This window comes from Halopseudomonas salina, assembly GCF_008641105.1.
In genome coordinates, this window is sequence record NZ_VTTI01000004.1 from 22,878 (window position 1) to 47,572 (window position 24,695).

Here is a 24,695-nt window from a genome sequence, read left to right on the forward strand (position 1 = left end):
CCCCGTCGTTCGGGAGCATTTCGGTCTAAAGGATTTGCACCCCCTACCCCCTGCCTCTGCTCGTCGCCGTGGTGACGCGCGGCTCGACTCGGGGTGAGGTACCGGGTTCGCGTACCTTCGCGCCTACGCGGTTGTGACACGGCCAGCAAAGCGCCCGAAGGTTATCATCATCGAGGGCTAAGTCCGGTCTTTCGCGATATGGCTTGATGTGGTCGACCATTTTCGAGGGAACAACCAGCCCGATCAGCTCACACTCAGCGCATAGCGGGTGAAGCCTCCTGAACTGCTGGCTCCTCTTCTTCCACCTTTCGGTGCGGTAGAAGCTGTCAGATTCCGGCCGGCGCTCGTTGTACTGCTTGTGCGCCTTGGCTACCTGAACCTGACGGCGAGCGGCCCACTCCTCTTGATGTTGCGTGCAACGAGTTTGACCCAAGGGGGCAACACGGGTGCAGCTAGGCTGGGTGCACACTGACTTGGATGCGGAGGGCATCAGCCGCGCAATGCCTCTCGCAACTCACGGATCATGTCGGTGAGGCTCATCGTCTGCCGCTTCTCTGCGTACACGAACCAAGCCCGCACGAACACCCAGGCAGGCAGACCGCATACGAAGTGCAGCCCGGCCAGCGCTACCGATCCTTCCCACACCTCAGCCCAGCGGTGCAGCTCGAACCACTGGACGACGAACGCCCCGCCACAGATGGAAGCGATCACGGTACAGATCAGCGCGACCACCCATTCCCGCGTTGACTTGGGCTGAGTCATCGCCATCACCACGATAGAGGCGAACGTGGCACCGAACAGAAAGCCGGCGATCTTGACCAGGCCAACACCTGCCAGCCCGCTGGATACCGGCTCACTCATATCTCTGATCCTCATAGTCATCCCCGGCAAGCGCCTGTTGTCGGTTAGCAATAAAAAACCCCACCACCAGGGCAGGGAAAGGAGCAGTGCTCCGATGGAAGGTGGCGTCGTTCCGTGGCCTTGTGACAAGCCGGACGCCAGAAACAGAAAACCCGGCGCGAGGGCCGGGTTTCAGGTTGATCAGTTGGTGGTCTATTCGGACGCACCTATACAGCGTGCTTACTTTGTACCCTTCCATTGCAGTGGCAGCAAGTGGGATTTAATGCCATCGGCTAATGTCCGGTCAATAACCTGCAAACATCCTGAGAATGTCGGTAAATAAGTCTGAATCACCTCGCCCGCTCTTAACGGCTGTCCTACTGTCCCTCTAGCAGAAAACGCTGAGAGTCTCGGTAACTTACTGATATTTATATAATTGTCTGACTGTCTCACTAATATAGATATATTGTGCGCGGAGGGGCTCGCGGGCGCGTGGGCGCCTATATGGGCGCATGTGTATGTGTGTGAGCAAACTCGCTTTAAGGTGGGACGGCAGGACAAACCCGCGCAGGCTATGCCGCTCCGCTGTCCAGCAGGGCAAAACCCAAGCTGGACAGAAGCGGGACGGTAAGCCAGGCGAGACAGAGTCATGCTGCTAGGCGCTCACTAAGCGCGTGACGGATATGCTGATGAGCTGTGTCCAGTGCGTTGTAATACGACCGGGTGCAGCCATAGCCCAGCGATCTAGCGTTGCTTGCGTACTCACCAGGGTGCAGTAGGTAGTGCTCATACACGACGCGCTGCAGGTCATAGCGCAACTGGGTCACAGCCAGTTCAGTGATCGGGAAGTGAGGATCCCCCTGGTAACCTCCCCGCGTGGTCGCCGGTATCACAACGCCCTTAGAATCAATCGCTGCCGCCAGGCTGCACTTCACTCCCAGCGGCCCCACAGGCTCGCCCCTCATCAGCATCCGGTGAACCTCAGCCCAGGCCACCAGCAGATCATCGATTGGCTTGATCAAAACGGCTCCTCCTTCTTTTTTTCAGCTTCTTCGGCATCGGCCGCAGCGCCGGCGGCTTTCCAGCTGGCCGGCTTCTCGTAACCCCAAGGCCGGATCCCGCTACGACCGGCAGCGGACAGACGCTTACGTGTCCAGCCCAGCCGGTGCATGATGTGGCCAACTCGCATCTGCTCAGGCTTGCCCCAATGCCCCAGATCCAGCTTCAAGGCACTGGCGAAGATCTGGTCACCCGTGATCACCTCAAGGCGGTCTGGCTGCTCCAGCCACTCACGGATCGGGTGCTCCCAGGCGTCGACCATGTACCTCGCGTCCTGCTGCTCGGCAAAGTCGCCGGCCTCATGGCTCTCGACCCACCAGCGCTCACCCGCCTCATATCGCGCCACGGCCTCAGCCCATAGCTGGTCCCGCGTCTCTCGCAGCAGCGCCAGGTCAATGTCGTGGCACAGCACCGGCCAATAGCGGCGGTTGCCCGTTGTATCCTTCAGGTACTCCTCCTGGTTGGTGGTACCCGCGAAAACACACTGCCGTGGCACGTCCACTGTTCTGCGGCCGTAGCTCTCACGGTATGTATCGATGTATGCGGAGAAGAACTGCTTGGCCCGGGTGGACTCGGATTTGTTGAAGCTATCCAGCTCGCCCAGCTCCACGATCCACTTACCCCGGATCGCTTGAAATGCATCCTTGTCGCCGAGGTTGATAGGCGAATCCATGAACCACGGCCCGCCCAGCACAGACAGCGCCGTTGACTTACCCTTGCCCTGCCCGCCTTCGAGAATCAAAACGCTGTCGGCCTTACAGCCGGGATTCATCACCCGAGCCACGGCACTGATCATCCAGCGCGCCGCCACCTTCATCGAGTAGACGCTGTTCTCAACCCCCATCGCAGCATGCAGCCAGAAATCGAGCCGGGTTTTGCCGTCCCATTCCAGGTCCGTCAGGTATTCGCGTACCGGGTGCCAGGCATTGTTCGCAGCCACCAGCAGCACTGCCTCAACTACTGAGCTGGACTTCACCCGCAGGTTGTACTGCTCGGCGAGCCAGCTGGTGACACGCACATCGTCCAGATCGGACCACTCCCCGGCCTGTCCGCCATAGGGAGGCGTGCGCCGCTTGAGGATCTTGCTGCTGAATTCGTTGAAGGCGATAACCTCTTTCCAACGCTTATCATTGCCCAGGATCAAACTGATGTTATGCATATGCGGGTGCAATGCCCCGCTGTCCGATCGCTGCAGCTTATCCAGCCAGCCGCCGGCAGCAGGGGGCTTCACCACCTGCATCACCTGCCGGCGCACTTCCTCAAGCCCGGCCGACACGTGCAGATCGTTAAAGTCGGTCTCTTTTTCGCCCCGCTCGCCTATCCATACGGGCGTTACCACCTCGCCCCCGAGGATTCCCGCGGCGCTCTTCGCCTTCTCGAACCCAGGGTTATATGGATCGCCCTTGGCGTCAGTGGTTTTCCAGTCATCATCACAACAGAAGATCAACGGCCGTGCCGGGAAGATCTCTCGCAGCACCTTACCGACCGGCAGAAGGTTGCCCGCATCAAACGCCATAGCCACGGCCAGCCCGGTAGCCATGTGCAAGCTGGCACCAGTGGCATAGCCCTCGGCAATCAGGATCGGTTCACCCGGCTCAGGGTGCGGGCCAATCAAGTGATACGCCCCTTCCTTCGCCACCCCATAGGGCCAATAGGTCTTGTCCCGACCCATCGATTCCTGCACCGCGGGGTAGATCGCCTGGAGGCCGACGATCTTGCTGCGAGCGTTCTTCATTGGCACCAGGAAGGCACCCGACCGAGGTGCATAACGCACCCCAAAGCCTACAATCTGCTTGCGGGCCAGGTAATCACTGCTGCCCTTGGTCGGCAGCTGGGCCCACACCCCCGCAGCACGCTTTGCGGCCCGGGCGGCCGCTCTCTCCTGCTTCTCCTGCTGTTTGCGCTTCGCCTCATCCTGCCGGGCGCGCATCAGCTCGCGATCCTCATCGCTCAGCTTCACGCCCTTCATCTTGATGTTCTGCTTCTCGCCCATCCGCCAGTTACCGAATGAACCGAAGATCAGCGTGTCGCCCTTCTCAGTACGGTGGTCATACGCCGCGTACCAGCCGGTCTTTTCCCGACCCTTGTCGCCTTCCGCTTTCACCCTGACTATCTTGCCGAAGGTCAGAGGCAGATCCACCTGCAGGCCGTAGTCCGTGAACTGGGCCAGCACATCGTCAAACACCCTATCCATGCTGCCGCGTCCTCTGCTGGTGATCAGATTCGCATGGCATACAGCGCTTGCACCCCGGAGCAGCTGCGCGCCGCGCCTCGGGTATCTCTTCGTCGCAGTCAATGCAGATGGTCAGTGAAGGGCCGGCCGGTGCAGCGGTACGGGCTGCGTTGATCATGGCCTCATTCCACTCATCCACGTAATCGCCGGCGCGATCGATAGTGTCAGTCATGTCCGGAGCCCTCCGCGTCATGCTCGAGCACACGATCAAGCGCGATGAGTGCGCCCTGCGCCTGGCGGATCAGCTTTCGGCACGCCGCCAGCTCCTCCCGGTCTATGTGAGAATCATCGGCCAGACCCTCCGCCACACCCTGCATCAGCGCAGACTTCTTCTTGAGCACGTCACCCACTGCCTGAATCACAGAGGTCATCGCTGCCGCCGTATCAACAGCAGGCAGCACCCCGCGCAGATCCACCCACGCCGCATCGCCGAATGACTCGATGATGGAATCCAGAATGCGCGGGTCTCGGGTGGCAGTGATGATCTCTTCAATGTCTTCAGGGTTTGCGGTATGGCTGTGCTGGGTGGGGCTGACTTTATGCTGCAGGGTGGATGCACTGCGGCCATACAGCGCCGCGATCCCGGCAGCACCACCAGGGCGAAAGTCCCGGCAGGCGTGGTAGAGCGCTAAACCCAGCGGCAGAATCTCCCGCTTGGCCCGCTCCAGACAACTCTTTGCTTCTCGGCTCATGGCAGTAACTCCAAAACTATGCCAGTGCCACGGGCGGACTGTTTTGCTACAGTCAGTTCCGTGAGCACACGTGGTGGTCACAAGTAGGGCCGCTCTTAGCGGAAAGGCCCTGCACCGGGAGCAGAGCGCTTGCATGCGCCCTGCCCCCAAAATGGCCAGTTGCTCTGTGGTGGAGAGGCTGGCAAGCCCCGGCATCCGTGCCGGGACGAACGTGCAACGGGCGGTAGTACCTTGTGGTGCCGCCTGTTGCGCTAGCAGCGAGGCCAGACTTTGGTGGTCACACCTCGCTGCATCAACGGCCGGCGCTCTGTGGTGGAGAAGCCGGCAAGTCCTGACTTACGTCAGGGCGAGTGATAGCCGGGCATAGCCCGGCGGTTACTTCGCCTAAGCGGCTTTCGATGAGGAGTAATCCGAGGTGCCCGTCGCAGAGACTTCATCGACAAGCAGCGCACCCCCAGATAGCTGGTTCAACTGGTACTGCCGCAACAGCGGGATCCCTTCTTCGGGCCACTGCCTTACCGCCTCGTAGCTAATGCCTAACGCCTTCGCCAGAGCCGGGATACCTTTGAAATATGTAATTGCTTCGGAGCGCTTCATGAGAGTACCTCCACTCAGTTGCCGATATTCAAGCATGCTTGAACTTAATAAAGCAAGCATGCTTGTCAAGATTGCTTGTATGTTTTTCACATGAATATCGTCGAACGAATCGAAAAGCTCCTACTCCACCGGAACGTGAAGCCCCGGAGCATGCGCAGGTCTTTAGCAAAAACTTGCGGCATAAGCTATCAGGCGGTGAGCCAGTGGTTCAGCGGCGAAACAGGTAACATCAAAAACGAGAACCTAGCCGCGATAGCAGAAACATACGGGAGCACTGTCGATTGGCTGCTCACCGGGAAAGGTGAGATGACAAGAGATCAAGGAAGTACAGCAAAGGAGAGCAATGTGATTTCTGCCGACTTTTCAGGCCGTGGGCAAGACATGGTTGATATTCCACGCTTGAGCCTAGCCGGGTCCATGGGCCCGGGTCTCGTCCAGCCAGAAGATTATGTAGATGTGATCGAGCGGATGCGGGTCAGTTCAGGCTGGCTTCGCCGAAACGTCAACGCAAGCAGCCCTGCAAACCTAGCCGTCATCACTGGCTATGGTGATTCCATGGCCGGTACATTTAACGATGGCGATCTGTTGTTGGTCGACCGAGGGATCACAGAGATCAAGATCGATGCGGTTTACGTGCTATCCCTGAAAGGGGAGCTGTACATCAAGCGCCTGCAACGACGGCCAGACGGCGTGTTGCTGATGCTCTCGGATAACGAGAAGTATAAACCCTACGAGATCCGCAACGGTGAACTGGAGCAATTCCAGGTCCTGGGGCGCGTGCTGCTCGCATGGAATGCAAAGAGGCTTTAAGAGCTAATCGCTGACAGACAGGCCTCTGAAACAAGGTTCACGGCGGAAACACAACCAACCTTAAGCCTCTATGAATTGGTAACGCCTGCGAATCAAATAGAAACAGATAAGGAACTCCATGTGACACGGATGAGTCGAAAAACTGGACGAATGGACGTATTCAGCGAATGGGCTACATTGCATATATGCATGCAACTAACATATAGTTGCAACCCTGCTGCAGAAGGCGCTGTCCAATGAGCAGAATAGCCAAGCTCTTGGAAAAGCTGCAGCGTAAGCCATCACCTAAGGACTTCACATGGAAGGAGATCACTCGGGTACTAGAACATTTTGGCTACCACCCTCTGCAGGGTGCGGGGTCTAGAGTCAAATTTGTTCACCAGAATACAAAGCAAGTCATATCTCTTCACAAACGGCATCCAGACAGCACGCTCCTGGAATATCAGATTGAGTGTGTGCTAGCCAAACTCAGAGATGAAGGACAGGTAAAATGAGCACTAAAAAGGTTCTTGAACACAAGGGATTTCAAGGGTCTGTCGACTTCTCAATAGAAGATGGCATCGTCCACGGAAAGATTCTGCACATAGCAGACATGATTACTTACGACGCCGATAGCGTTCCGGAGCTTGTGAAGGCTTTCGAGGAAGCTGTCGATGATTATCTTGAAACCTGTGAGGCGATAGGAAAGAAACCCGACAAGCCTTTTTCAGGCACGTTCAACGTCCGAATCGGCGCGCCTCTGCACATGGCCGTAGCTAAAACCGCGGCTAGAGAAGACAAGTCGGTCAATGAGTTCGTCCGTGAAGCTCTGGACTGCCATGTTAACGGCAGGCATCAAGAGATCCACCACCATTACCAACCCCCCGCTGACTATACAGCCGAATATCTTTTTCATGATGCGTCCTCACGCAAGCGCCGGCCATTTGATCTCGATCTCCAAATTCAAGGGGCTTTTGAATGAAAGCTTCCGACGTCAGGCTTGATCTGGTAAGAATCGAAAACATCACTGGCACTGCATTTGGGCAGAGCGACGAAGCAGAAACCGCAAAGCTTAAAGCGATTTTTAACGCCAGAATCGTGTCTGATCTGGAAGGTCTGAGCAAGGGAGACCTGTTTGAGCTAAGGCTCAGGTTCGCGGCAATCATAGGTGATGAAGAAACGCCTTCGTATGAAATCGAGGTCGCTGGTGATTTCATCATCGAGGATGAGCATATCGTCAAAGAAATCAAGACTGAAGCAGGGGTTTACGAAACGGCCTCGCTGCTATTCCCCTACCTCAGGCAGTTCTCCAAGCCGATTCTAGAGAGCCTTGGAACGGGTAACATAGATTTCCCTTTTTACATTGCCTTGCCCCCACCCACTAGGAAAAAAGGCTCCTCAAAAGCAAGGGCGGACAAATCTGCTTGAACTGCCTTTGAGGCACTAACCAGCCCGCCGCGTGCGGGCTTTTTCATACCCTCTCACTTTTATTCAAGCATGCTTGCATTTATAGTCACCTCATGCTTTCATTTGTTCAAGCTTGCTTGCACTTTTGACTTCGCGAGCTCATCTCTCCACCACAGAGCTGAGGTATCACCATGCAATCCGCCACGGTCCACGTACTACCCTCATGCGACATTGACCGCCTGTTCGCACTGCGCCAGGCCGCCCGCGACACCGGCGCAAAGGTCGTCATCCAGAAGCCCAAGCTGGTAACCCGCCCGCCCGCACCCATCGATCCCGATGGCGGGAGGGCTGCGTGATGATCCGTCTATCACCGATCAGCCAGCTGTTGCTGCCCGCTCAGGTACGCTGCACTGGCAGCTTCCACGTCAAGTTCGCAGGGCATCGACACGCTCCAGGCCATCAGCCCCCTAACGCCACGCTGCAGGTCCACCAAGAGGCCAATCAGGTCCGCTGCCATCTGCGCGCCGGGCTGGACTTCCACACGCTCAACCTACCAACCATTCCAGCCGACAAGCTGACCGCCCGCATCAAGGAATGGATTGAAGACTGCGCCAATGGCCGGCTGGAAGGTGCCGCATGACCGACACCATCGCCACCTACCTGATGATGCTGCTGCGCATGAGCATCCAGATACAGACCCAGGGCAAGCACCTGGCCGAGTTCAACTACTGGGAAAACTTGGGTCGCGTATCGGTCCGCGTTCTATCCAATGGCGCCGGCACCGTGCATGAGGGCAAGGCACTTTCCATCGACATATCCGGCGTGGTGCATATCCGTAGCACGGCCCGTATTGGTGAGATAGATCCCGAATCCCGGACCTACCCGTCAACGGAAGCAGGAGTAATCGCCTGCCTCGAACGCGCAGCCACCGAGCTGAAAGCCTACGTCGACGGATCGATATCGGATCCCATCCAGGAGGCCCGCCATGCTGCGTAACCTCGCCCAAACCGCCAAGCACCTCGGCATCAAGCGCAAGCAGCTCATCTTCAAGATGCGCGAAGCCGGCCTGCTGAATGACCAGAACCTACCCGCCCACCCCATGCGCGACAAGTTCTACCTGCAGACCAAGCACGGCCAGTGGTACCACCCCGAGCTCGGCATGCAGTACAGCGAGTCCACCAGGGTCACCCAGTACGGCATCAACTGGCTGGCAGACAAACTGGGGCTGGAGCGGCCGAAGGTGCCAGAGGAGCGCCGCCGTGTCGCCTAGACAGTACGCCGCTCACGTCCTCAGCCTGCGCACCATAGCCGAACGGCAAGCAGCGCTGGCTGAGGTACCAGATGAGTGGCGCGAACTGATCAAGACGCACGTACGCATCGCCTGGAACCACCCGCGCGGCAACAAACAATAACGGGCAACACCATGACCGACACCAACCAGAAAGCCATCCGGCTGGGGCTCGCCCCCTCGGCCGGGACCGTCGAACGCCTCTTCGCCATATTTGGCGACGAGATGATACCGGCCGAAGAGGTACGCCAGCGCTACTACCGCAACATGAACGCCGACACGTTCAAGGCCGCGCTCGGTACCGAGAAGATCCCGCTGCCGGTCAGCACAATGAACGTCAGCAACAAGGCAATACCGCACATCAACATCCGTCACTTGGCCGCGTACATCGACCAGCGCGCCTATCTGGCAGACCAGGAACTGGCCTCCCGACTCAACCCGGGCGACCAACCCAGCTGACCGCCACCACCGGCAGCACACACCACGAGGGCACCACCATGTACTTACAAGAAATCGTAATAGGCATTGCTCTGATCATCTGCGTACTCGCGTACCTGTTCGGCATCACCACCGGCCGCATGCAACAGAGCAAGCTCTGCGCCGAGAAACTGGAGAGGTTCCGCAAGTTGATATTCAGCGAACGACGCCGCGCCCACGAAGCAGAGCAGGCAGTGATTAACCAGGCAGCTGAAGCGAAGTGGCTGGCTGCCCAGCTCCGCCATCAGATGCCCCGGACCGCCCACACCAAATACGCCCTCCGCATGGCGGCAAAGGAACTTGCGCTGGCAAGCCAGACGTTTGGAGCGATGAAGAGCGCCCACTCTCAAACGGCAAAGCAACTCAGCGAGGAGCTGATAAGAATCGCCAGCTCCATGGATCCGGACCCAGCTCCCGCCGCAGCGAACGACACCGCCCCGCACCTCGGTCTGGAGGACGCAGCATGAGCTGGATACTCACCGCCACCGGCCAGCAGTTCGACCTCGTCAACCCCACGCCCGAGATGGTGCACCTCGAGGACATAGCGCACAGCCTCTCGCGCCTGCCCCGCTTCAACGGCCACACCCCCATGCACTACTCGGTAGCCGAGCACAGCATGCGGGTAGCGCAGTTGGTACCCGAGGCCTGCCAGCTCGAAGCGCTGTTGCATGACGCAACGGAGGCCTACGTGGGCGACATGGTGCGGCCGCTTAAACAGATGCTGCCCGGTTACCAGGAGATCGAACGCCGCATCTGGCTGGCCATCTGCGAACGCTTCGACCTGGAGCCGATCCTGCCCACCTGCATTCACCACGCCGACATGGTCATGCTCGCCACCGAGCGCCGCGACCTAATGCCCAAGCACCCCGAGCAATGGGAATGCCTGCAGGGCATCGAGCCGCTGCCAGGGCGCATCAAACCCTTCTCCCAGCCGCACGCCAAGCACGTGTTCTTTCAGAACCTGATGGAGCTGCTGGCCACCACCCACCGAACAAAAGCACAGGCAGGTGCCGCATGAGCCAGACCCTACTCAAAGAGCTTGAGCAAGCCCGCCGCCTGCATCTGGCTAATGTTTCGCTAGTCCAGAACGCCCCACGCAAATTCCTGCCAGAGGATGCCGCCCGGGCCGAAGCCACGATCGCTCAGCTACGCAAGCAGGTTGCCGAGATCAACGATCAGATTCAGCGCATCACAGGGAGGGCGGCCGCATGACCCACCACAGCGAGCAAGCCAGTGCCAACGCAGGCACTGCTCACCCGACAACAAAGAGCCTCTGCCCCGCAGGGGCAGGCATTATCAACCAGCCAGCAGCCCCCGAGGGGTCGCATACCCCACCACAAGCGTGCGCCACGCCCGCCATTAACCTCGCTTGCCAGCCACCAAGCAAAGCGCCGCACGCGCAGCTTGTTGAGGGGTATAAGCACCCGCCCGCAGCGTTCCGCACGTTCGTACTCCGGATCGACGACATAGACCAAGCCTGGCCATTCCTAAACAGGCTCACAGGGGCGTTCGCTGAGCGCTTGGCCCTACCCGGTATCACAGTCACCGCGATGAGCATGGAAGACGAGATCAGCCGTGTTGAGCAATTGGAGGCTGATCATGACTAGTAATCCTGAGACCCACACCTGCCCTAATTGCCAATACACCTGGCCACACGGCCAGCACGGCGGGCATAGCTGCATTGAGAGACTCAGGCAGCAACTGGAGGACAAGAAGAGCAGCGGTATTCCAGTCGTGCGCTTTGGTCAAAGCGAGAACGTCACCATCAATTCACGCTTTGAATTTAGAGCGAAGGACGAAGCCGCAGCCCTGACGATCCATGCAGATGGGGAGCAGATAGTCACGCTCACCTTTGCGACGCAGAGCCACGCATCAGATGTGTTGAAGGCACTTGTCTGCCAGCGGGTGCCGAAGTCCGATATCCCAACCATCCACATAGACAGTGGATATGACTCGGTAATGACCCAGCCCGGCACCATGCTCAACCCAGAGGGCCAAGAGGTCACCACCCTGACCATCAGCCAGGATGAAACGAAAGTGCGCCTCACGTTCCCCCGCGATCGGCAAGCAGCAGACTTCTTGCGACGGATGATCTGCGATCCGCCGACGGCGGAAGGTTCGGCCGCCCTAGCGCTGGATCAAGCTAAACAGCAGATAACCGGATTCACTTATGGCTTGCTCCACAGCGCGGATGAGCTTGTAAGCGAGATGGGCTTGGCCTTGGAAGAATGGGAGCAGATCAAAGCCGCGTGCGAATGGCTGGACAGCAGAGTTATCTCCGACATCGACGGCGCATTCAACCAGGACCCGGAGGATGAGCAGCCATGATCACCCCCGACAAAATGACCAACCGCATCACCCTGCACGGCCTCGGCTTCATCCAGGTGCAACTCGAAGCAGACCAGCGCCTGCACGTCTGGCACCCGGAGCTGCCGCGCCGCAGATGCTTTGAGCACTCGGCCATCCACAATCATCGCTTTTCGTTTATCTCGCAGGTACTGGTCGGCAGCCAGAGAAACATCGAGTACGGAGACGTCTGGAAAGATGATGGCGAGTTCGTTCTCTATCTGCACGAAGGAGCCAGAACAGCCAATGGCGGGCGACCCTGGGTGCCGAACGGCCGCACAGACATGGTCGCGCTTTATGACGACGTGATTCCCGCGGGCCGAGCCTACCGGCAGGAAGCATACAAGTATCACCGCACTGAGCCGCAGGGTAACGGCAAGGTCGCCACGCTCATTCGAAAAACCTTCGAGGGCGTTAACGGATCGCACTCCACCTGCCGCTTCGGCGTTGAACCAGACACAGACTTCGACCGATTCCAATGGTCGGAGCAGCGGCTGTGGGAAGTGGTGCAGCACGTATTGCTGGGGGCGCAGCTATGAACTCGAACGCTCCGATCGAGCTGCAAATGCCCAAGTCCTGCATCAGCTGCACCCAATACGCGCCGCAGGGCTTCGACAACGACAAGCACTGCCCCTTCACTCATTGGGGCAAGCCCAAGACGCGCACCCCCTACGGCCGCTGCAGCCAGCACAAGCAGGAAGTATTCGCCACCGAGATCTGCGGCAGCTACCAGTGCGAGCCCGGCGTGTACAGCTACCCGGTACCCAACCGGCCGCACCCGCGATCGCCGATGCAGGAGCAGCTCGCGCTGCAGGGAGGCATGCAATGAAAACCGAAAACGAACGGATCCTCGCCAAGGTACGCAAGTGCATGGCCTTGGCCAGCAGCGCCAACGAGCACGAAGCAGCTGCCGCGCTGCGGCAGGCCCGGAAGCTAATGGACATTCACGGCTTGAGCGAAGAGCACGTAGAGCTGTCTGCGCTCGGTCTGGAGCGAATAGCCTCAGAGCATGCCAGAAAGCCCCTATGGACGCAGGCGTTGCTCACACTGGTTGGTCGCGCATTCCAGTGCTCAGTGTTCAGCGGCTACTACACCACGTCTTTTGTCGGGCGGGCGGAGAACGCGCAGATCGCTGCCTTCACTGCGGCAGTCCTGATGCGTCAGATAAAGCAGGCACGGAAGCGGTTCCTCGAGGAGCGCGTATCAAACGCCTATACCCCGGCACAGAAAAAGAAGCTCTCGCAGGGGTACTGTGAGGGCTGGGTATCTGCTGTACAGGCAAAGGTGCGCGAGTTTGCCGCCCCTCTCCGGGAAGAGGACGACCAGAAGCATACCCGATTCATGGAGGAGATCCACAAGAAGGAAATCAAGGAAGCTCGCCAGTCCAAATCCGCCACCAAGGGCAACAAGCTTGCGGCAATGGCGGCCGCGATCGGCGCGCAAGATGGTGAGAGCGTCCAATTGCACACGCCCGTCAATGGATCTGCACCTTTGCCAGCGCTGAGCTTTCAGAGGGAGACGGCATGAAATACGAACCCGATCTGTACCTAACCTGGGATCCCTTCGAAGGCGATATGGATGTGGATATCCGCTGCAGGAAGGTGAAGCTGGTCAGAGTCCGCAAGCCCCACGTGTGCCACCTGAGCATGGGCGGACCAGAGCCAGAACACGAGATCCAGCCGGGAGAGATGGCGCGCCATGAAAGCGCATTCGTGGATGGCAGCCACTGGGGCAGCTACTACTGCTGCATACCCTGTATGGATGCCTGGTTTGATGAGCTCAACTACGACCTGTACGACGATGACCTTGACGAACTGGAGCCCGAAGAGGAAGCGCCCCAGCGCTGCGAGCGGACGGCCGATATGTTCGGAGGTGCAGCATGACCCAGTCAGGCAAGCCCCGCCCGATAGACCAGACCGGCGTCACCTACATTCAGGTGACTTGCGACATCTGCGGCCAGCGCCGCAACACCCACAAGCACCGCAAGCAGCAGAGATGCTCACAGATCAGGCAGCAAATGCACCGGAGGGCCTCATGAGAGCCGACAAGACAGACTATCGCTACCTCGACCAGCTGCCAGACAGCTCTGTGATCTGCGTCGACGAGGTGCTCGCCCTGGTGCGCGTGTCGCGGTCGACCTGGTATGAGGGGATCAAGAAGAAGCGGTACCCGCCGGCGGTCTACATCGGTCCCAGCTCACCGCGCTGGCCGCTGGGCAGTGTGCGCCAGGTCACAACTGGAACATATAAGCCACCGGCCGAACAGACCAGGGACCAGAACGAGGACCAGAAAGCAGCCTGAGCGAAACAGGGACCAAAACAGGGACCAGATTCCAGAAACACAAAAGGCTTGCCGGGTTGAACCCTCGCAAGCCTTTGTTTTGTATGGTGCGCGAGCCCGGATTCGAACCGGGGACCTACCGCTTAGGAGGCGGTCGCTCTATCCAGCTGAGCTACAAGCGCACTGAAGGGCGTTATTGTTGCTAGACGGGACACGTGACAATATCAAAGTCCAGTCGCGGCGCATATTACCTGATCTATCAGGGGCTTGGCCAGCGACGCGAAAGCACCGCCCGCACTTGCAAAAAGCCATCTGTCGGAAATACGTCACAAAATAGAGGCATTTTTTTGGCATAGGCTGACAGCAGCAGTCGAAAGCGGGTATAAAGTAGTTTGAAAATAGAGTGGTAAATTCAGCAGCACCTCATACGCGCCGTATTCGCGCTATACTGGCTTCGACAGGCTGGCGCAGCGGTTACGCCAGTAGTGCTCATTCTCCCAGACGATTAATGTTGCCCCATATGAAAACAGCAGCTCAACATTACACCAGCCGCACTGCCGACAAATTTGTTGTTCGCTTACCTGATGGTATGCGTGAACATATCGCCGAGGTCGCACGGCAGCATCACCGGAGCATGAACTCCGAGATTATCGCCAGGCTCGAACACAGTTTGCTCGACCTGCCTACTCTGCCCGAACAGCCCATTAGACAGATGCTCAATGACACCCAGCTCGATAACCTGAGTCATCCAGAGCGGGATCTGCTCCTGCGCTTCAGGGAAATGAGCCGGCGTCAGCAGAACGCCCTTCTGGCACTGCTCCCTGGCGAAGAACAGGCATCCTGATCCCCGCGTCAAAGCTGCCGAAGATACAATCGGGCTTTTGACAGCGGATCAGAGTACAGACCAAAAAAAACCGCTCTCGACAGAGAGCGGTTTTTTTATGGGCGCTTGCTTTGCCTTATCAACCGACGAAGGTGAGCAGAATACCCGCAGCAACCGCCGAACCGATAACACCAGCCACGTTGGGGCCCATGGCGTGCATCAGCAGGAAGTTCTGCGGATTGGCCTCCAGACCTACCTTGTTGGATACCCGGGCAGCCATTGGCACCGCAGATACACCGGCAGAACCGATCAACGGGTTGATCGCCTGTTTGCTGACCGCATTCATCAGTTTGGCCATCAGTACACCCGACGCCGTACCAACACAGAACGCCGCCATACCCAGCACCAGAATGCCCAGTGTGGTCAACTGCAGGAAGGAATCAGCAGACAGCTTGGAGCCAACTGCCAGACCCAGACCCAGCGTCACTATGTTGATCAAGGCATTGCGAGTGGTATCAGCCAAACGCTCTACCACACCGCTTTCACGCATCAGGTTGCCAAAGCAGAGCATGCCTACCAGAGGTGCAGCAGAGGGCAATAGCAGAGCAACCAACAGCAGCAGCAGGATCGGGAAGATGATCTTCTCGGCCTTGCTGACGACCCGCAGCTGCGTCATCACAATCGCCCGCTCTTTCTCGTTGGTCAGCGCACGCATGATCGGCGGCTGAATCATCGGAACCAGAGCCATGTAGGCGTAGGCCGCTACTGCAATCGGACCCAACAACTGTGGGGCCAACTGAGAGGTAACAAAGATCGAGGTCGGACCGTCCGCCCCGCCAATGATCGCAATAGACGCCGCTTCCTTGAGTGAGAACTCGAAACCGGGGATACCCCATGCAGTCAATGCCAAGGCGCCCAACAGGGTACCGAAAATACCGAACTGCGCAGCGGCACCCAGCAGCAGAGTCCGCGGATTTGCCAACATGGGGCCAAAGTCGGTCATTGCCCCGACGCCCATGAAGATCAACAGCGGAAAGATCGTGGTAGGCAAGCCCACTTCATAGATCATGTAGAGCAGGCCACCCGGATCGCCCATGGCCGCAACGGGCAGGTTGACCAGAATGCCACCGAAACCGATGGGGATCAGCAGAAGCGGTTCGAAGCCCTTGCGGATAGCCAGGTAGATCATTCCCAGGCAGACCAGAATCATGACGACCTGACCAAACTCCAGTTTGAAGATACCCGTGCTTTCCCAGAGCTGAAGAAGATTATCCATTCAATTCTCCTCAGCCGATGGTCAACAAGGTATCGCCGACGCTCACAGCATCACCGACCTTGACGTTGATATCGCCGACGGTGCCTGCCTTGAAGGCCTGCACTTCGGTCTCCATCTTCATGGCTTCGAGGATCATGACCACATCACCCTCCTCCACATGATCACCGGCATCCACCAGCACCTTGAAGATATTACCCGCCAGAGGCGCCTTCTGTGGATCACCGCCACCGGCTGCCGGCGCCGGTGCGGAAGAGGCTGAAGCATCCCCGCCACCAATCGGCTTGATACCAGTAATGTCGCCACCATCTGCCACCTGCACGACATAATCCTTGCCGTTGACAGTGACGGTGTATACCTCGGGCTCACCCGGCTTCGCCGCTACGGTTTCCTTGCCGGTAGGCACGGGCTCAAAGGCATCGGGATTACCGCGGTTCTCGAGGAACTTGAGGCCGATCTGGGGGAACAGGGCGTAGGTCAGTACGTCATCGATCTCGTCACTGGCCAGCTTGATGCCCTTCTCCTGGGCGATGCCCTTGAGCTCAGCAGTCAACTTGTCCATCTCGGGTTCGAGCAGATCAGCCGGGCGACAGGTAACCGGCTCGGCGCCATCAAGAACACGGGCCTGCAGTTCCTTGTTGAACGGTGCCGGCGCAGAGCCGTACTCGCCCTTGAGAATGCCCGCAGTCTCCTTGGTGATCGACTTGTAGCGCTCACCGGTCAGTACGTTGATTACCGCCTGGGTGCCAACAATCTGGGACGTGGGCGTAACCAGCGGGATAAAGCCCAGGTCCTCGCGCACGCGGGGGATTTCGGCCAGCACTTCGTCGAACTTGTCGCCGGCGCCCTGCTCCTTGAGCTGGCCTTCCATATTGGTAAGCATGCCACCGGGAACCTGTGCGACCAGGATCCGCGAGTCAACGCCCTTGAGATTACCCTCGAACTTGGCGTACTTCTTACGTACTTCACGGAAGTAGGCTGCACATTCTTCCAGCAGCAGCAGGTCGAGACCGGTATCACGCGGCGTATTCTGGAAAATCGCTACCACAGACTCGGTCGGCGAGTGACCGTAGGTCATGGACAGGGAAGAGATGGCAGTATCGACGTTGTCGATACCTGCTTCAGCTGCCTTGAGGATCGCTGCTGTAGAAAGGCCAGCTGTTGCGTGGCACTGCATGTGCACCGGAATGCTCAAGGTTTCTTTCAGGCGCGAGACCAGATCAAAGCCGACGTACGGGTTGAGAATACCGGCCATATCCTTGATCGCGATGGAGTCGGCGCCCATGTCCTCGATTTTCTTGGCCAGATCCACCCACATCTCGAGGGTATGAACCGGGCTCGTGGTGTAGGAAATCGTGCCCTGAGCATGCTTGCCCTGAGCTTTCACAGCTTTCAATGCAGTTTCCAGGTTGCGCGGATCATTCATCGCATCAAATACGCGGAAGACATCAACACCATTGACTGCAGCTCGCTCAACGAACTTTTCGACCACGTCATCGGCATAGTGACGGTAGCCCAGCAGATTCTGACCACGCAACAACATCTGCTGGCGCGTGTTGGGCATGGCTTTTTTCAGTTCGCGGATGCGCTCCCATGGATCTTCGCCCAGGTAGCGGATACAGGCATCAAAGGTGGCACCGCCCCAGGACTCCACCGACCAGAAACCAACCTGGTCTAGCTTGCCGGCGATCGGGAGCATGTCATCAAGACGCATGCGCGTTGCCAGAATGGATTGATGGGCGTCTCGCAGAATGACATCCGTTATGCCCAAGGGCTGCTGCTTGGTATCGGTCATAGTGTTATGGCCTTTGTAGTTTTAAGTAGAAAAACGCGCAAAATGGGTGTGTCAGCCGCGACGGCTGCGATGTTGCTTGATTGCTGCCCCGATCACTGCGACAACCTCGGGATCGACCGCGGCGCCGGCAGCCGGACGGGCTCTCTTCGGCGGCTTGGCCACGGGCAACGCTTCAGGAAAGAAGCGGGTAAGAATTGCTGACATGGCGGTGGTTACCGCCACAAGAAGTATGAGGAATATGAAAACCGAGCCCATGCCCAGCAGCATCAATTCCAAGCCTTCCATTACCAGTTCGGACGAGTTCATTTTCTCTCCTGCATCATTATGTACGGTGCATCAGGGACGCCCTTCGGCACGAGTGGCCGGGTTGTCACACCGCAAGCCGTACAGAATGGATAATCTGCTAGCAACAAACTATCCGTTCTGCTCGCAAAACCGGGCTAATGTAGCCTGATGTGACATTTTTGGCAAACCAGGCGACATCGAACTACAGCAGAAACACAGTGGCCAGCCCCAGAAAAATGAAAAACCCACCGCTATCAGTGATCGCTGTAATCAGGACACTTGAGCCCAGAGCCGGGTCGCCTCCCATGCGCACACGTAGCAACGGAATCACTACACCCATAAATGCTGCCAACATCATGTTCAGCACCATTGCCGACATCAGCACTACTGATAAAGCTATGTTGAAATACAGCAACCAGGCGATTACCCCCAGAACGGCACCCCAGACCAGACCGTTGATCAGCGCCACCCCCGCTTCCTTGCGCAAGAGCCGCTCACCGTGGGACAGCTGTACCTGACCAGTTGCGACCCCTCTGACTATTAAGGTGATGGTCTGGTTCCCGGAGTTCCCCCCAACTCCGGCGACGATTGGCATCAGCGCCGCCAGGGCTACCAGTTGCTCTATCGAATTCTCGAACAGGCCTATGACCCGAGAGGCGACAAGTGCGGTGCACAAATTCACTGCGAGCCAGGCCCAGCGATTGCGAACCGACTTCCATACCGAGGCAAAAATATCCTCTTCCTCTACCAGACCAGCCGCATTCAACGCATCGGTCTCATTTTCCTCGCGTATGTAGTCGAGCATCTGCTCAATGGTCAGACGACCCTGTAACTTGCCCTTGTGGTCTACCACCGGCGCAGACACCAGGTTGTAGCGCTCGAAGGCCTGAACAGCCTCCCCTGCATCATCATGGGGATCAAAAATAACCGGGTCGGTGGTCATTACGTCCGCTACTAGCTGATCATCCGACGTCACCAGCAGCTTCTTGACCGAGAGCACGCCCTTGAGCACGCCTTCCAGGTCGACCACAAACAGCTTGTCAGTATGATCCGGCAGAGTCTCGAAACGTCGCAGATACCGACTGACGACTTCCAGCGTGACATCATCACGAATGGTCACCATATCGAAATCCATCAGGGCGCCAACCTGATCGCCATCAAACGACAGGGCCGATTTGAGTCTCTCACGCTGCTGAGCGTCCAGCGTGTCCATCAATTCGCGAACCACATCCCTGGGTAGATCAGGGGCAAGATCCGCCAGCTCGTCGGCGTCCAGATTGGTAGCGGCCGCTATGATCTCGTGATCGTCCATATCGGCGATCAACGCCTCCCGAACGGCGTCTGACACCTCCAGAAGAATTTCGCCGTCACGATCTGACCTGACCAGCTGCCAGACAGCCAGACGCTCCTCAAGGGGCAAGGATTCAAGTATGAAAGCGGCGTCCGCCGGGTGCAGCTCATCGAGCTTGCGCTGCAGCTCGACCGTATTCTGCTTGTGCACCAACTGCTCAACCAGATCCTGGTGCGCGCCCTCCTGCTTATGCACCAGGTTCTCGACCAGACGATGCTTGCGCAGCAGAGTCGTCACCTGATCCAGACGATCCGTGAGACTTTCGGGGGATTTTCTATTGGGAACAGGCATGGCGTGACTTCCCTGAAAGACACAGTGGGCGAACAACAACAACCGAGCAGGAGGCTCATCAGCGAACAAGCCGGGACCAACATCCAGAAGCACTGAAAGCCTAGCAGGCTTTCATTTCAGGCAAAAAAAAACCCACCGGATAACCAGTGGGTTTCTTAATTGGTGCACTCGGGAGGATTCGAACCTCCGACCGCTCGGTTCGTAGCCGAGTACTCTATCCAGCTGAGCTACGAGTGCATTGTGGGGCGTATTATAGGGACTGTTTTTTCGCTGTCAAACGCTTTTTTCCCTTCTGATTCAGAAACTAACGTATGACCAACCCTATACCACATAAGTGGCGGAGAGGGCGGGATTCGAACCCGCGATACCCTTTAACAGGTATACTCCCTTAGCAGGGGAGCGCCTTCAGCCACTCGGCCACCTCTCCGTAACACGCGCAAAATAGTAACTGCGCGCTGCCTTTAATGCAAACAAAAACTCAATGAAATTAACTATTTGGTTCGTCATCCTTTTCTTTCTGGATGCGCTGATAGATTTCTTCGCGGTGCACGGCCACTTCCTTGGGGGCATTAACCCCAATTCGTACCTGATTACCCTTTACGCCCAGTACGGTTACAGTGACTTCATCACCTACCATCAGGGTCTCACCAACCCTTCGAGTCAAAATAAGCATTCCATTTCTCCTTGCTCATGATCAGGACACAGCAGTCTGCAAAAAACCGGCATGTTGCCTGTCACCCTGCCGCTGCGGTAACCGTATGACAACGCAAGAGAACAACTCGTTCGCCTTGACGTTGTGACGCATACCTCAGCAACTGAAGGACAGATGGGACGCGACAGCCAGAAACCACGCCCCCGCGATTACGCTCACCGCGCAACCGCAAACCTTTACAGATGATCTTCGGTAGCCGAATCGGCATCAAGGCCAAAGGCACTGTGCAGACTGCGCACCGCCAGCTCGAGATACTTTTCGTCAATCACCACCGAAATCTTGATTTCGGAGGTGGATATCATCTGGATATTGATACTGTCATTGGACAAGGCCTCAAACATCTGGCTCGCCACACCCGCATGTGAGCGCATACCCACACCGACAATCGAGACCTTGGCAATCTTGTTGTCACCCCCAACTTCCCGCGCACCCAGGTTATCGGCTACCTGACGCAAGATCTCTTCAGCCTTGCGCAAATCGTTGCGATGCACGGTGAAGGTAAAATCGGTGGTGTTATCGCTCGAAACGTTCTGCACGATCATATCCACTTCTATATTAGCAGCGCTGATCGGGCCGAGTATCTTGAAGGCCACGCCCGGTACATCCGGCACGCCCCGAATAGTCAGCTTGGCTTCGTCGCGGTTAAAGGCAATACCGGAAATGACGGGTTGTTCCATTGAAGCATCATCCTCGAACGTGATCAGGGTCCCGGGACCCTCCTTGAAACTATGCAGAACGCGCAACGGCACATTGTATTTGCCGGCGAATTCCACCGATCTTATCTGCAATACCTTGGAGCCAAGGCTGGCCATTTCGAGCATCTCTTCAAATGTGATGCGCTCGAGACGCCTGGCACTCTCCACGACCCGCGGGTCTGTAGTATAGACGCCATCCACGTCGGTATAGATCTGGCACTCATCTGCCTTGAGCGCAGCTGCAAGAGCCACCCCAGTTGTGTCCGAGCCGCCACGCCCCAGGGTGGTGATGTTGCCCTGCTCGTCAACGCCCTGAAAGCCAGCCACGATAACCACTTTGCCCGCAGCGAGCTCACCGCGGATATTGGCATCGTCAATATGCTGAATACGCGCCTTGTTGTGCGCATTGTCAGTCACTATGCGAACCTGTGATCCGGTGTAGGAAACTGCCGGTACATTGATCGCCTTGAGAGCCATGGCCAACAGACCAATGGTGACTTGTTCACCGGTGGACAGGATGACGTCCATTTCGCGCGGATCAGGTTCACTCTGAACCTGCCTAGCCAGATCGATCAGCCTATTGGTTTCGCCACTCATTGCAGACACAACGACGACCAGGTCCACACCCCGAGATCTGAACCCTTTGATCTTCTCGGCTACCTGGCAAATGCGCTCGACACTGCCAACCGAGGTACCACCAAACTTCTGGACAATAAGTGCCATTATGTTTGCACCAGCCCCCTGTGAATATCGGTTTCCCGACGGTTCGTCAGCCACCCTCAGGCAACTGATCCTTGTTTGACCTGCCTCTACTGCTCGCCCAGCCAACTGGCAGCATCGGTTAGCGCCCTGTCGATCGCAGCCACGTCAACACCACCACCCTGAGCCATATCCGGACGCCCTCCGCCCTTGCCGCCAACCACGGCAGCAGCATTGCGGATCAGATCACCGGCCTTTACGCGGCCAACAAGATCCTTGGTGACACCGGCAACCAGCACGACCTTGCCATCGAACTCACCTGCCAGCAGCACTACGGCCGATCCAAGCTTGTTTTTCAGCTGATCCACCAGCCCCAGCAGCGCTTTGCCATCCTGACCGTCTACCCGTTTGACCAGAACTGGCATTCCGCCAACTTCCTTAGCTTCGGACGCCATGTCACTACCTGCGGCACTGGTCAACTTGGCCTTGAGCTGCTCTACGTCCTTCTCCAGCTGTCGGCTTCGCTCCACCAGTGACGCAACCTTGTCCAGCAGGTTTTCCCGGCCACCCTTGACTGCCTGACCGATTTGCCGCAACTGGTCGTCAGCTTCGCGAGTCAACTCTAGCGCGCCTGCTCCCGTCACTGCCTCGATACGCCGCACGCCCGCAGCAATACCGGTTTCGCTGGTGATTTTCAGCAGGCCGATATCACCTGTGCGGCTAACATGGGTACCACCACAGAGCTCAACCGAGAAGCCATCACCCATAGTCAGCACGCGAACCCGATCGCCGTACTTTTCACCAAACAGGGCCATTGCACCCTTGTTCTTTGCGGTTTCAATATCGGTCACCTCGATCGCAACAGCCGTGTTGAGGCGAATCTGCTCATTGACCATGTCTTCCAGCTCGCGCAGCTGCTGCGCACTAATCGACTCGAAGTGACTGAAATCAAACCGCAACCTTTGACTGTCAACCAGGGAGCCCTTCTGCTGGACATGGTCCCCGAGCACCTGACGCAGCGCCGCGTGCAGAAGATGGGTAGCCGAGTGATTAAGCTTGGTCGCCTGGCGAATATCACCGTCAACCACCGCTTTTACCTGGTCACCCTTGCGCAATTCACCACTGGCCACGACACCATGATGCAGATGCGCCGCACCATTCTTGGTGGTGTCACGCACATCGAAACGCAGGCCGCTTGTGGTTATCTCGAAATATCCGGTATCCCCCACTTGCCCGCCAGACTCGGCATAGAAGGGTGTCGTATCGAGTATGACCACGCCTTTTTCACCATCGCGCAGCCACTCGACCTCCTGCCCCTCACGGAATAATGCAACTACCTCGCCCGCGCCCTGAGTACCTTCGTAACCCTGAAACTCGGTTTCCAGGTCAATCTTGACCAGGCTGTTGTAATCCATCCCGAACTGACTGGCAGAGCGGGCGCGTTCACGCTGGGCCTGCATAGCACTTTCAAATCCTGCCTCATCCAGCGTCAGTCCACGCTCGCGAGCAATGTCTCCGGTCAGATCCATCGGAAAACCGTAGGTGTCATACAGCTTGAAGACCACGTCACCCGGGATCTCGGTGCCCTTCAAACTGGCCAGATCCTGTTCGAGAATCTTCAGACCCTGCTCGAGGGTCTTGGCAAATTGCTCTTCCTCGGTCTTGAGAATCCGCTCGACGTGCGCTTGACGGGCTTTAAGCTCCGGAAAGGCTTCTCCCATCTCGGCGACCAATGCCGTAACGATCTTGTGGAAAAACACGCCCTGAGCGCCCAATTTGTTGCCGTGTCGGCAGGCCCGGCGAATGATACGGCGCAATACATAACCGCGGCCTTCGTTGGACGGCACCACGCCATCGGCGATCAGAAAGCTGCAAGAGCGGATATGGTCAGCCACCACTTTCAGCGACGCCGCATCGTCATGCTCGCAGCCGATCGCCTTGGCCGAAGCCTGCAGCAGGTTCTGGAACAGATCTATTTCATAGTTTGCGTGCACATGCTGCATTACCGCACTGATCCGCTCCAGGCCCATGCCGGTATCGACACTGGGAGCAGGTAGAGGCTGCATTTCGCCCTCTACCGTACGATTGAACTGCATGAAGACGTTGTTCCAGATCTCAATGTAGCGGTCACCGTCCTCTTCGGGGCTACCCGGGGGGCCGCCCCATATATCAGGTCCATGATCGTAGAATATTTCGCTGCACGGACCGCATGGACCGGTATCGCCCATCGCCCAGAAATTGTCCGAAGCATAGGGTGCGCCCTTGTTGTCACCAATGCGCACCATGTGCGCTTCGGGTACGCCAACTTCCCTGGTCCAGATGTCATAGGCTTCGTCGTCCGTGGCGTACACCGTGACCCAGAGCTTATCCTTGGGCAGGTTCAGCCATTTGTCCGAAGTCAGGAATTCCCAAGCGTAGAGAATCGCATCGCGCTTGAAATAGTCCCCGAAGCTGAAGTTGCCCAGCATCTCGAAAAAGGTGTGGTGCCGAGCTGTATAGCCAACGTTTTCCAGATCGTTGTGTTTACCGCCGGCGCGCACGCATTTCTGGCTGCTGGCAGCGCGGGTGTAGGCGCGGGTCTCCAGACCCAGAAAACAGTCCTTGAACTGGTTCATCCCCGCGTTGGTGAATAGCAGGGTCGGATCGTTCTCCGGTATCAACGAACTGGACGCCACACGTGTGTGGCCCTTATGTTCGAAAAATTGGAGGAATGCTTCTCGAATCTCTGCGCTTTTCATAAATTCCCTACCAGAATCGGGTGCA

The 24,695-nt window shown here is 57.5% G+C and carries 34 protein-coding genes and 3 tRNA genes; 20 read left to right on the plus strand and 17 right to left on the minus strand.

Features of this window, described 5'->3' with window-relative positions; genetic code table 11:
- Positions 1–43: 43 nt before the first annotated feature.
- The 7 genes from FZF01_RS19775 to FZF01_RS07455 all read right to left on the minus strand — a co-directional run bounded on the left by FZF01_RS19775 (position 44) and on the right by FZF01_RS07455 (position 5,421).
- A complete protein-coding gene (locus FZF01_RS19775; RefSeq protein WP_150277529.1) occupies positions 44–490 on the minus strand; it encodes an HNH endonuclease signature motif containing protein in 447 nt (148 codons plus the stop codon).
- Entirely contained in the window at positions 490–876 is a 387-nt protein-coding gene (locus tag FZF01_RS07430) for a DUF1275 family protein (RefSeq protein WP_188434287.1), read from the minus strand. Before FZF01_RS07430 ends, FZF01_RS19775 begins: the two co-directional genes overlap by 1 nt.
- Positions 877–1,487: 611 nt before the next feature.
- Entirely contained in the window at positions 1,488–1,862 is a 375-nt protein-coding gene (locus FZF01_RS07435) for a hypothetical protein (protein WP_150277530.1), read from the minus strand.
- The gene (locus tag FZF01_RS07440) at positions 1,859–4,084 is read right to left on the minus strand and encodes a VapE domain-containing protein (protein ID WP_150277874.1); all 2,226 of its coding nucleotides are present in this window, start codon (positions 4,082–4,084) and stop codon (positions 1,859–1,861) included. The genes FZF01_RS07435 and FZF01_RS07440 overlap by 4 nt, the downstream gene beginning before the upstream one ends.
- Position 4,085: 1 nt before the next feature.
- Positions 4,086–4,304, minus strand: a complete 219-nt coding sequence (locus FZF01_RS07445; RefSeq protein WP_150277531.1) for a TraR/DksA family transcriptional regulator — start codon at positions 4,302–4,304, stop codon at positions 4,086–4,088.
- Complete coding sequence (locus FZF01_RS07450; protein WP_150277532.1) at positions 4,297–4,824, minus strand: phage regulatory CII family protein; 528 nt, start codon at positions 4,822–4,824, stop codon at positions 4,297–4,299. The genes FZF01_RS07445 and FZF01_RS07450 overlap by 8 nt, the downstream gene beginning before the upstream one ends.
- A 384-nt stretch (positions 4,825–5,208) precedes the next feature.
- Entirely contained in the window at positions 5,209–5,421 is a 213-nt protein-coding gene (locus tag FZF01_RS07455) for a Cro/CI family transcriptional regulator (RefSeq protein WP_150277533.1), read from the minus strand.
- Positions 5,422–5,511: 90 nt separating this feature from the next.
- Between FZF01_RS07455 and FZF01_RS07460 the strand changes: the two genes are divergently transcribed.
- From FZF01_RS07460 to FZF01_RS07545, 19 genes are all read left to right on the plus strand, one after another.
- Positions 5,512–6,231 carry an XRE family transcriptional regulator gene (locus FZF01_RS07460; protein ID WP_150277534.1) on the plus strand — a complete coding sequence of 240 codons (720 nt, stop codon included), beginning with the start codon at positions 5,512–5,514 and terminating at the stop codon, positions 6,229–6,231.
- Between the two features lie 236 nt (positions 6,232–6,467).
- A complete protein-coding gene (locus FZF01_RS19780) occupies positions 6,468–6,725 on the plus strand; it encodes a type II toxin-antitoxin system HicA family toxin (protein ID WP_150277535.1) in 258 nt (85 codons plus the stop codon).
- A complete protein-coding gene (locus FZF01_RS07470; RefSeq protein WP_150277536.1) occupies positions 6,722–7,192 on the plus strand; it encodes a type II toxin-antitoxin system HicB family antitoxin in 471 nt (156 codons plus the stop codon). The genes FZF01_RS19780 and FZF01_RS07470 overlap by 4 nt, the downstream gene beginning before the upstream one ends.
- Positions 7,189–7,638, plus strand: a complete 450-nt coding sequence (locus tag FZF01_RS07475; RefSeq protein WP_150277537.1) for a hypothetical protein — start codon at positions 7,189–7,191, stop codon at positions 7,636–7,638. The genes FZF01_RS07470 and FZF01_RS07475 overlap by 4 nt, the downstream gene beginning before the upstream one ends.
- A gap of 170 nt (positions 7,639–7,808) precedes the next feature.
- On the plus strand, positions 7,809–7,973 hold the full coding sequence (locus FZF01_RS19400) for a hypothetical protein (RefSeq protein ID WP_188434286.1): 165 nt from the start codon (positions 7,809–7,811) through the stop codon (positions 7,971–7,973).
- Positions 7,973–8,257 (plus strand): hypothetical protein, encoded by a 285-nt coding sequence (locus FZF01_RS07480; protein WP_150277538.1) that lies wholly within the window; start codon positions 7,973–7,975, stop codon positions 8,255–8,257. Before FZF01_RS19400 ends, FZF01_RS07480 begins: the two co-directional genes overlap by 1 nt.
- Entirely contained in the window at positions 8,254–8,613 is a 360-nt protein-coding gene (locus FZF01_RS07485; RefSeq protein WP_150277539.1) for a hypothetical protein, read from the plus strand. The genes FZF01_RS07480 and FZF01_RS07485 overlap by 4 nt, the downstream gene beginning before the upstream one ends.
- On the plus strand, positions 8,603–8,887 hold the full coding sequence (locus FZF01_RS07490; protein WP_150277540.1) for a phage antirepressor KilAC domain-containing protein: 285 nt from the start codon (positions 8,603–8,605) through the stop codon (positions 8,885–8,887). The genes FZF01_RS07485 and FZF01_RS07490 overlap by 11 nt, the downstream gene beginning before the upstream one ends.
- Positions 8,877–9,029 (plus strand): hypothetical protein, encoded by a 153-nt coding sequence (locus FZF01_RS19405; RefSeq protein WP_188434285.1) that lies wholly within the window; start codon positions 8,877–8,879, stop codon positions 9,027–9,029. Before FZF01_RS07490 ends, FZF01_RS19405 begins: the two co-directional genes overlap by 11 nt.
- An 11-nt stretch (positions 9,030–9,040) precedes the next feature.
- Positions 9,041–9,364 carry a pyocin activator PrtN family protein gene (locus tag FZF01_RS07495; protein ID WP_150277541.1) on the plus strand — a complete coding sequence of 108 codons (324 nt, stop codon included), beginning with the start codon at positions 9,041–9,043 and terminating at the stop codon, positions 9,362–9,364.
- A gap of 38 nt (positions 9,365–9,402) precedes the next feature.
- Positions 9,403–9,849 (plus strand): hypothetical protein, encoded by a 447-nt coding sequence (locus tag FZF01_RS07500; protein ID WP_150277542.1) that lies wholly within the window; start codon positions 9,403–9,405, stop codon positions 9,847–9,849.
- On the plus strand, positions 9,846–10,400 hold the full coding sequence (locus tag FZF01_RS07505) for an HD domain-containing protein (RefSeq protein ID WP_150277543.1): 555 nt from the start codon (positions 9,846–9,848) through the stop codon (positions 10,398–10,400). Before FZF01_RS07500 ends, FZF01_RS07505 begins: the two co-directional genes overlap by 4 nt.
- Positions 10,397–10,594 carry a hypothetical protein gene (locus FZF01_RS07510; RefSeq protein WP_150277544.1) on the plus strand — a complete coding sequence of 66 codons (198 nt, stop codon included), beginning with the start codon at positions 10,397–10,399 and terminating at the stop codon, positions 10,592–10,594. The genes FZF01_RS07505 and FZF01_RS07510 overlap by 4 nt, the downstream gene beginning before the upstream one ends.
- A gap of 387 nt (positions 10,595–10,981) precedes the next feature.
- Positions 10,982–11,710 (plus strand): hypothetical protein, encoded by a 729-nt coding sequence (locus FZF01_RS07520; protein ID WP_150277546.1) that lies wholly within the window; start codon positions 10,982–10,984, stop codon positions 11,708–11,710.
- Positions 11,707–12,267 carry a hypothetical protein gene (locus tag FZF01_RS07525; protein ID WP_150277547.1) on the plus strand — a complete coding sequence of 187 codons (561 nt, stop codon included), beginning with the start codon at positions 11,707–11,709 and terminating at the stop codon, positions 12,265–12,267. The genes FZF01_RS07520 and FZF01_RS07525 overlap by 4 nt, the downstream gene beginning before the upstream one ends.
- Entirely contained in the window at positions 12,264–12,557 is a 294-nt protein-coding gene (locus FZF01_RS07530; RefSeq protein ID WP_150277548.1) for a hypothetical protein, read from the plus strand. The genes FZF01_RS07525 and FZF01_RS07530 overlap by 4 nt, the downstream gene beginning before the upstream one ends.
- Positions 12,554–13,255 (plus strand): DUF2786 domain-containing protein, encoded by a 702-nt coding sequence (locus tag FZF01_RS07535; protein WP_150277549.1) that lies wholly within the window; start codon positions 12,554–12,556, stop codon positions 13,253–13,255. The genes FZF01_RS07530 and FZF01_RS07535 overlap by 4 nt, the downstream gene beginning before the upstream one ends.
- Complete coding sequence (locus FZF01_RS07540; RefSeq protein ID WP_150277550.1) at positions 13,252–13,611, plus strand: hypothetical protein; 360 nt, start codon at positions 13,252–13,254, stop codon at positions 13,609–13,611. The genes FZF01_RS07535 and FZF01_RS07540 overlap by 4 nt, the downstream gene beginning before the upstream one ends.
- Before the next feature lie 151 nt (positions 13,612–13,762).
- Entirely contained in the window at positions 13,763–14,029 is a 267-nt protein-coding gene (locus FZF01_RS07545) for a helix-turn-helix transcriptional regulator (RefSeq protein WP_150277551.1), read from the plus strand.
- 84 nt (positions 14,030–14,113) lie between these two features.
- Here FZF01_RS07545 and FZF01_RS07550 read toward each other — a convergent pair.
- Positions 14,114–14,190, minus strand: a tRNA-Arg gene (locus FZF01_RS07550).
- Between the two features lie 338 nt (positions 14,191–14,528).
- On the opposite strand from FZF01_RS07550, the gene FZF01_RS07555 reads away from it, so the two are divergent.
- The gene (locus FZF01_RS07555; protein ID WP_373286411.1) at positions 14,529–14,852 is read left to right on the plus strand and encodes an Arc family DNA-binding protein; all 324 of its coding nucleotides are present in this window, start codon (positions 14,529–14,531) and stop codon (positions 14,850–14,852) included.
- Between the two features lie 118 nt (positions 14,853–14,970).
- Here FZF01_RS07555 and FZF01_RS07560 read toward each other — a convergent pair whose 3' ends face one another.
- The 9 genes from FZF01_RS07560 to alaS all read right to left on the minus strand — a co-directional run bounded on the left by FZF01_RS07560 (position 14,971) and on the right by alaS (position 24,670).
- On the minus strand, positions 14,971–16,107 hold the full coding sequence (locus tag FZF01_RS07560; RefSeq protein WP_150277553.1) for a sodium ion-translocating decarboxylase subunit beta: 1,137 nt from the start codon (positions 16,105–16,107) through the stop codon (positions 14,971–14,973).
- 10 nt (positions 16,108–16,117) lie between these two features.
- Positions 16,118–17,899 carry a sodium-extruding oxaloacetate decarboxylase subunit alpha gene (oadA, locus tag FZF01_RS07565; protein ID WP_150277554.1) on the minus strand — a complete coding sequence of 594 codons (1,782 nt, stop codon included), beginning with the start codon at positions 17,897–17,899 and terminating at the stop codon, positions 16,118–16,120.
- Positions 17,900–17,950: 51 nt separating this feature from the next.
- Positions 17,951–18,205 (minus strand): OadG family protein, encoded by a 255-nt coding sequence (locus FZF01_RS07570; RefSeq protein WP_150277555.1) that lies wholly within the window; start codon positions 18,203–18,205, stop codon positions 17,951–17,953.
- A gap of 181 nt (positions 18,206–18,386) precedes the next feature.
- The gene (gene mgtE, locus FZF01_RS07575; RefSeq protein ID WP_150277556.1) at positions 18,387–19,826 is read right to left on the minus strand and encodes a magnesium transporter; all 1,440 of its coding nucleotides are present in this window, start codon (positions 19,824–19,826) and stop codon (positions 18,387–18,389) included.
- 160 nt (positions 19,827–19,986) lie between these two features.
- Positions 19,987–20,063, minus strand: a tRNA-Arg gene (locus tag FZF01_RS07580).
- Between the two features lie 98 nt (positions 20,064–20,161).
- A tRNA-Ser gene (locus tag FZF01_RS07585) sits at positions 20,162–20,253 on the minus strand.
- A 60-nt stretch (positions 20,254–20,313) separates the two neighbouring features.
- On the minus strand, positions 20,314–20,499 hold the full coding sequence (gene csrA, locus FZF01_RS07590; protein WP_092386879.1) for a carbon storage regulator CsrA: 186 nt from the start codon (positions 20,497–20,499) through the stop codon (positions 20,314–20,316).
- A 215-nt stretch (positions 20,500–20,714) separates the two neighbouring features.
- Positions 20,715–21,956 (minus strand): aspartate kinase, encoded by a 1,242-nt coding sequence (locus FZF01_RS07595; RefSeq protein ID WP_150277557.1) that lies wholly within the window; start codon positions 21,954–21,956, stop codon positions 20,715–20,717.
- An 86-nt stretch (positions 21,957–22,042) separates the two neighbouring features.
- Positions 22,043–24,670, minus strand: coding sequence for an alanine--tRNA ligase (gene alaS / locus FZF01_RS07600; protein ID WP_150277558.1), 2,628 nt, complete (start codon positions 24,668–24,670; stop codon positions 22,043–22,045).
- Between the last annotated feature and the right edge of the window lie 25 nt (positions 24,671–24,695).

Excerpts from the sequence above, each read along its gene's own strand:
- FZF01_RS07570 (WP_150277555.1), bottom strand. The coding sequence starts at position 18,205 with ATGAACTCGTCCGAACTGGTAATGGAAGGCTTGGAATTGATGCTGCTG.
- FZF01_RS19400 (WP_188434286.1), top strand. The coding sequence starts at position 7,809 with ATGCAATCCGCCACGGTCCACGTACTACCCTCATGCGACATTGACCGC.
- FZF01_RS07535 (WP_150277549.1), top strand. The coding sequence starts at position 12,554 with ATGAAAACCGAAAACGAACGGATCCTCGCCAAGGTACGCAAGTGCATG.
- FZF01_RS07560 (WP_150277553.1), bottom strand. The coding sequence starts at position 16,107 with ATGGATAATCTTCTTCAGCTCTGGGAAAGCACGGGTATCTTCAAACTG.
- mgtE (WP_150277556.1), bottom strand. The coding sequence starts at position 19,826 with ATGCCTGTTCCCAATAGAAAATCCCCCGAAAGTCTCACGGATCGTCTG.
- FZF01_RS19775 (WP_150277529.1), bottom strand. The coding sequence starts at position 490 with ATGCCCTCCGCATCCAAGTCAGTGTGCACCCAGCCTAGCTGCACCCGT.
- FZF01_RS07505 (WP_150277543.1), top strand. The coding sequence starts at position 9,846 with ATGAGCTGGATACTCACCGCCACCGGCCAGCAGTTCGACCTCGTCAAC.
- csrA (WP_092386879.1), bottom strand. The coding sequence starts at position 20,499 with ATGCTTATTTTGACTCGAAGGGTTGGTGAGACCCTGATGGTAGGTGAT.
- FZF01_RS07460 (WP_150277534.1), top strand. The coding sequence starts at position 5,512 with ATGAATATCGTCGAACGAATCGAAAAGCTCCTACTCCACCGGAACGTG.
- FZF01_RS07485 (WP_150277539.1), top strand. The coding sequence starts at position 8,254 with ATGACCGACACCATCGCCACCTACCTGATGATGCTGCTGCGCATGAGC.
- FZF01_RS07445 (WP_150277531.1), bottom strand. The coding sequence starts at position 4,304 with ATGACTGACACTATCGATCGCGCCGGCGATTACGTGGATGAGTGGAAT.
- FZF01_RS07430 (WP_188434287.1), bottom strand. The coding sequence starts at position 876 with ATGAGGATCAGAGATATGAGTGAGCCGGTATCCAGCGGGCTGGCAGGT.
- FZF01_RS07595 (WP_150277557.1), bottom strand. The coding sequence starts at position 21,956 with ATGGCACTTATTGTCCAGAAGTTTGGTGGTACCTCGGTTGGCAGTGTC.
- FZF01_RS07455 (WP_150277533.1), bottom strand. The coding sequence starts at position 5,421 with ATGAAGCGCTCCGAAGCAATTACATATTTCAAAGGTATCCCGGCTCTG.
- FZF01_RS07520 (WP_150277546.1), top strand. The coding sequence starts at position 10,982 with ATGACTAGTAATCCTGAGACCCACACCTGCCCTAATTGCCAATACACC.
- FZF01_RS07510 (WP_150277544.1), top strand. The coding sequence starts at position 10,397 with ATGAGCCAGACCCTACTCAAAGAGCTTGAGCAAGCCCGCCGCCTGCAT.
- FZF01_RS07450 (WP_150277532.1), bottom strand. The coding sequence starts at position 4,824 with ATGAGCCGAGAAGCAAAGAGTTGTCTGGAGCGGGCCAAGCGGGAGATT.
- oadA (WP_150277554.1), bottom strand. The coding sequence starts at position 17,899 with ATGACCGATACCAAGCAGCAGCCCTTGGGCATAACGGATGTCATTCTG.
- FZF01_RS07530 (WP_150277548.1), top strand. The coding sequence starts at position 12,264 with ATGAACTCGAACGCTCCGATCGAGCTGCAAATGCCCAAGTCCTGCATC.
- FZF01_RS07475 (WP_150277537.1), top strand. The coding sequence starts at position 7,189 with ATGAAAGCTTCCGACGTCAGGCTTGATCTGGTAAGAATCGAAAACATC.
- FZF01_RS07480 (WP_150277538.1), top strand. The coding sequence starts at position 7,973 with ATGATCCGTCTATCACCGATCAGCCAGCTGTTGCTGCCCGCTCAGGTA.
- FZF01_RS19780 (WP_150277535.1), top strand. The coding sequence starts at position 6,468 with ATGAGCAGAATAGCCAAGCTCTTGGAAAAGCTGCAGCGTAAGCCATCA.
- FZF01_RS07555 (WP_373286411.1), top strand. The coding sequence starts at position 14,529 with ATGAAAACAGCAGCTCAACATTACACCAGCCGCACTGCCGACAAATTT.
- alaS (WP_150277558.1), bottom strand. The coding sequence starts at position 24,670 with ATGAAAAGCGCAGAGATTCGAGAAGCATTCCTCCAATTTTTCGAACAT.
- FZF01_RS07540 (WP_150277550.1), top strand. The coding sequence starts at position 13,252 with ATGAAATACGAACCCGATCTGTACCTAACCTGGGATCCCTTCGAAGGC.
- FZF01_RS07500 (WP_150277542.1), top strand. The coding sequence starts at position 9,403 with ATGTACTTACAAGAAATCGTAATAGGCATTGCTCTGATCATCTGCGTA.
- FZF01_RS07470 (WP_150277536.1), top strand. The coding sequence starts at position 6,722 with ATGAGCACTAAAAAGGTTCTTGAACACAAGGGATTTCAAGGGTCTGTC.
- FZF01_RS07525 (WP_150277547.1), top strand. The coding sequence starts at position 11,707 with ATGATCACCCCCGACAAAATGACCAACCGCATCACCCTGCACGGCCTC.
- FZF01_RS07545 (WP_150277551.1), top strand. The coding sequence starts at position 13,763 with ATGAGAGCCGACAAGACAGACTATCGCTACCTCGACCAGCTGCCAGAC.
- FZF01_RS07490 (WP_150277540.1), top strand. The coding sequence starts at position 8,603 with ATGCTGCGTAACCTCGCCCAAACCGCCAAGCACCTCGGCATCAAGCGC.
- FZF01_RS07495 (WP_150277541.1), top strand. The coding sequence starts at position 9,041 with ATGACCGACACCAACCAGAAAGCCATCCGGCTGGGGCTCGCCCCCTCG.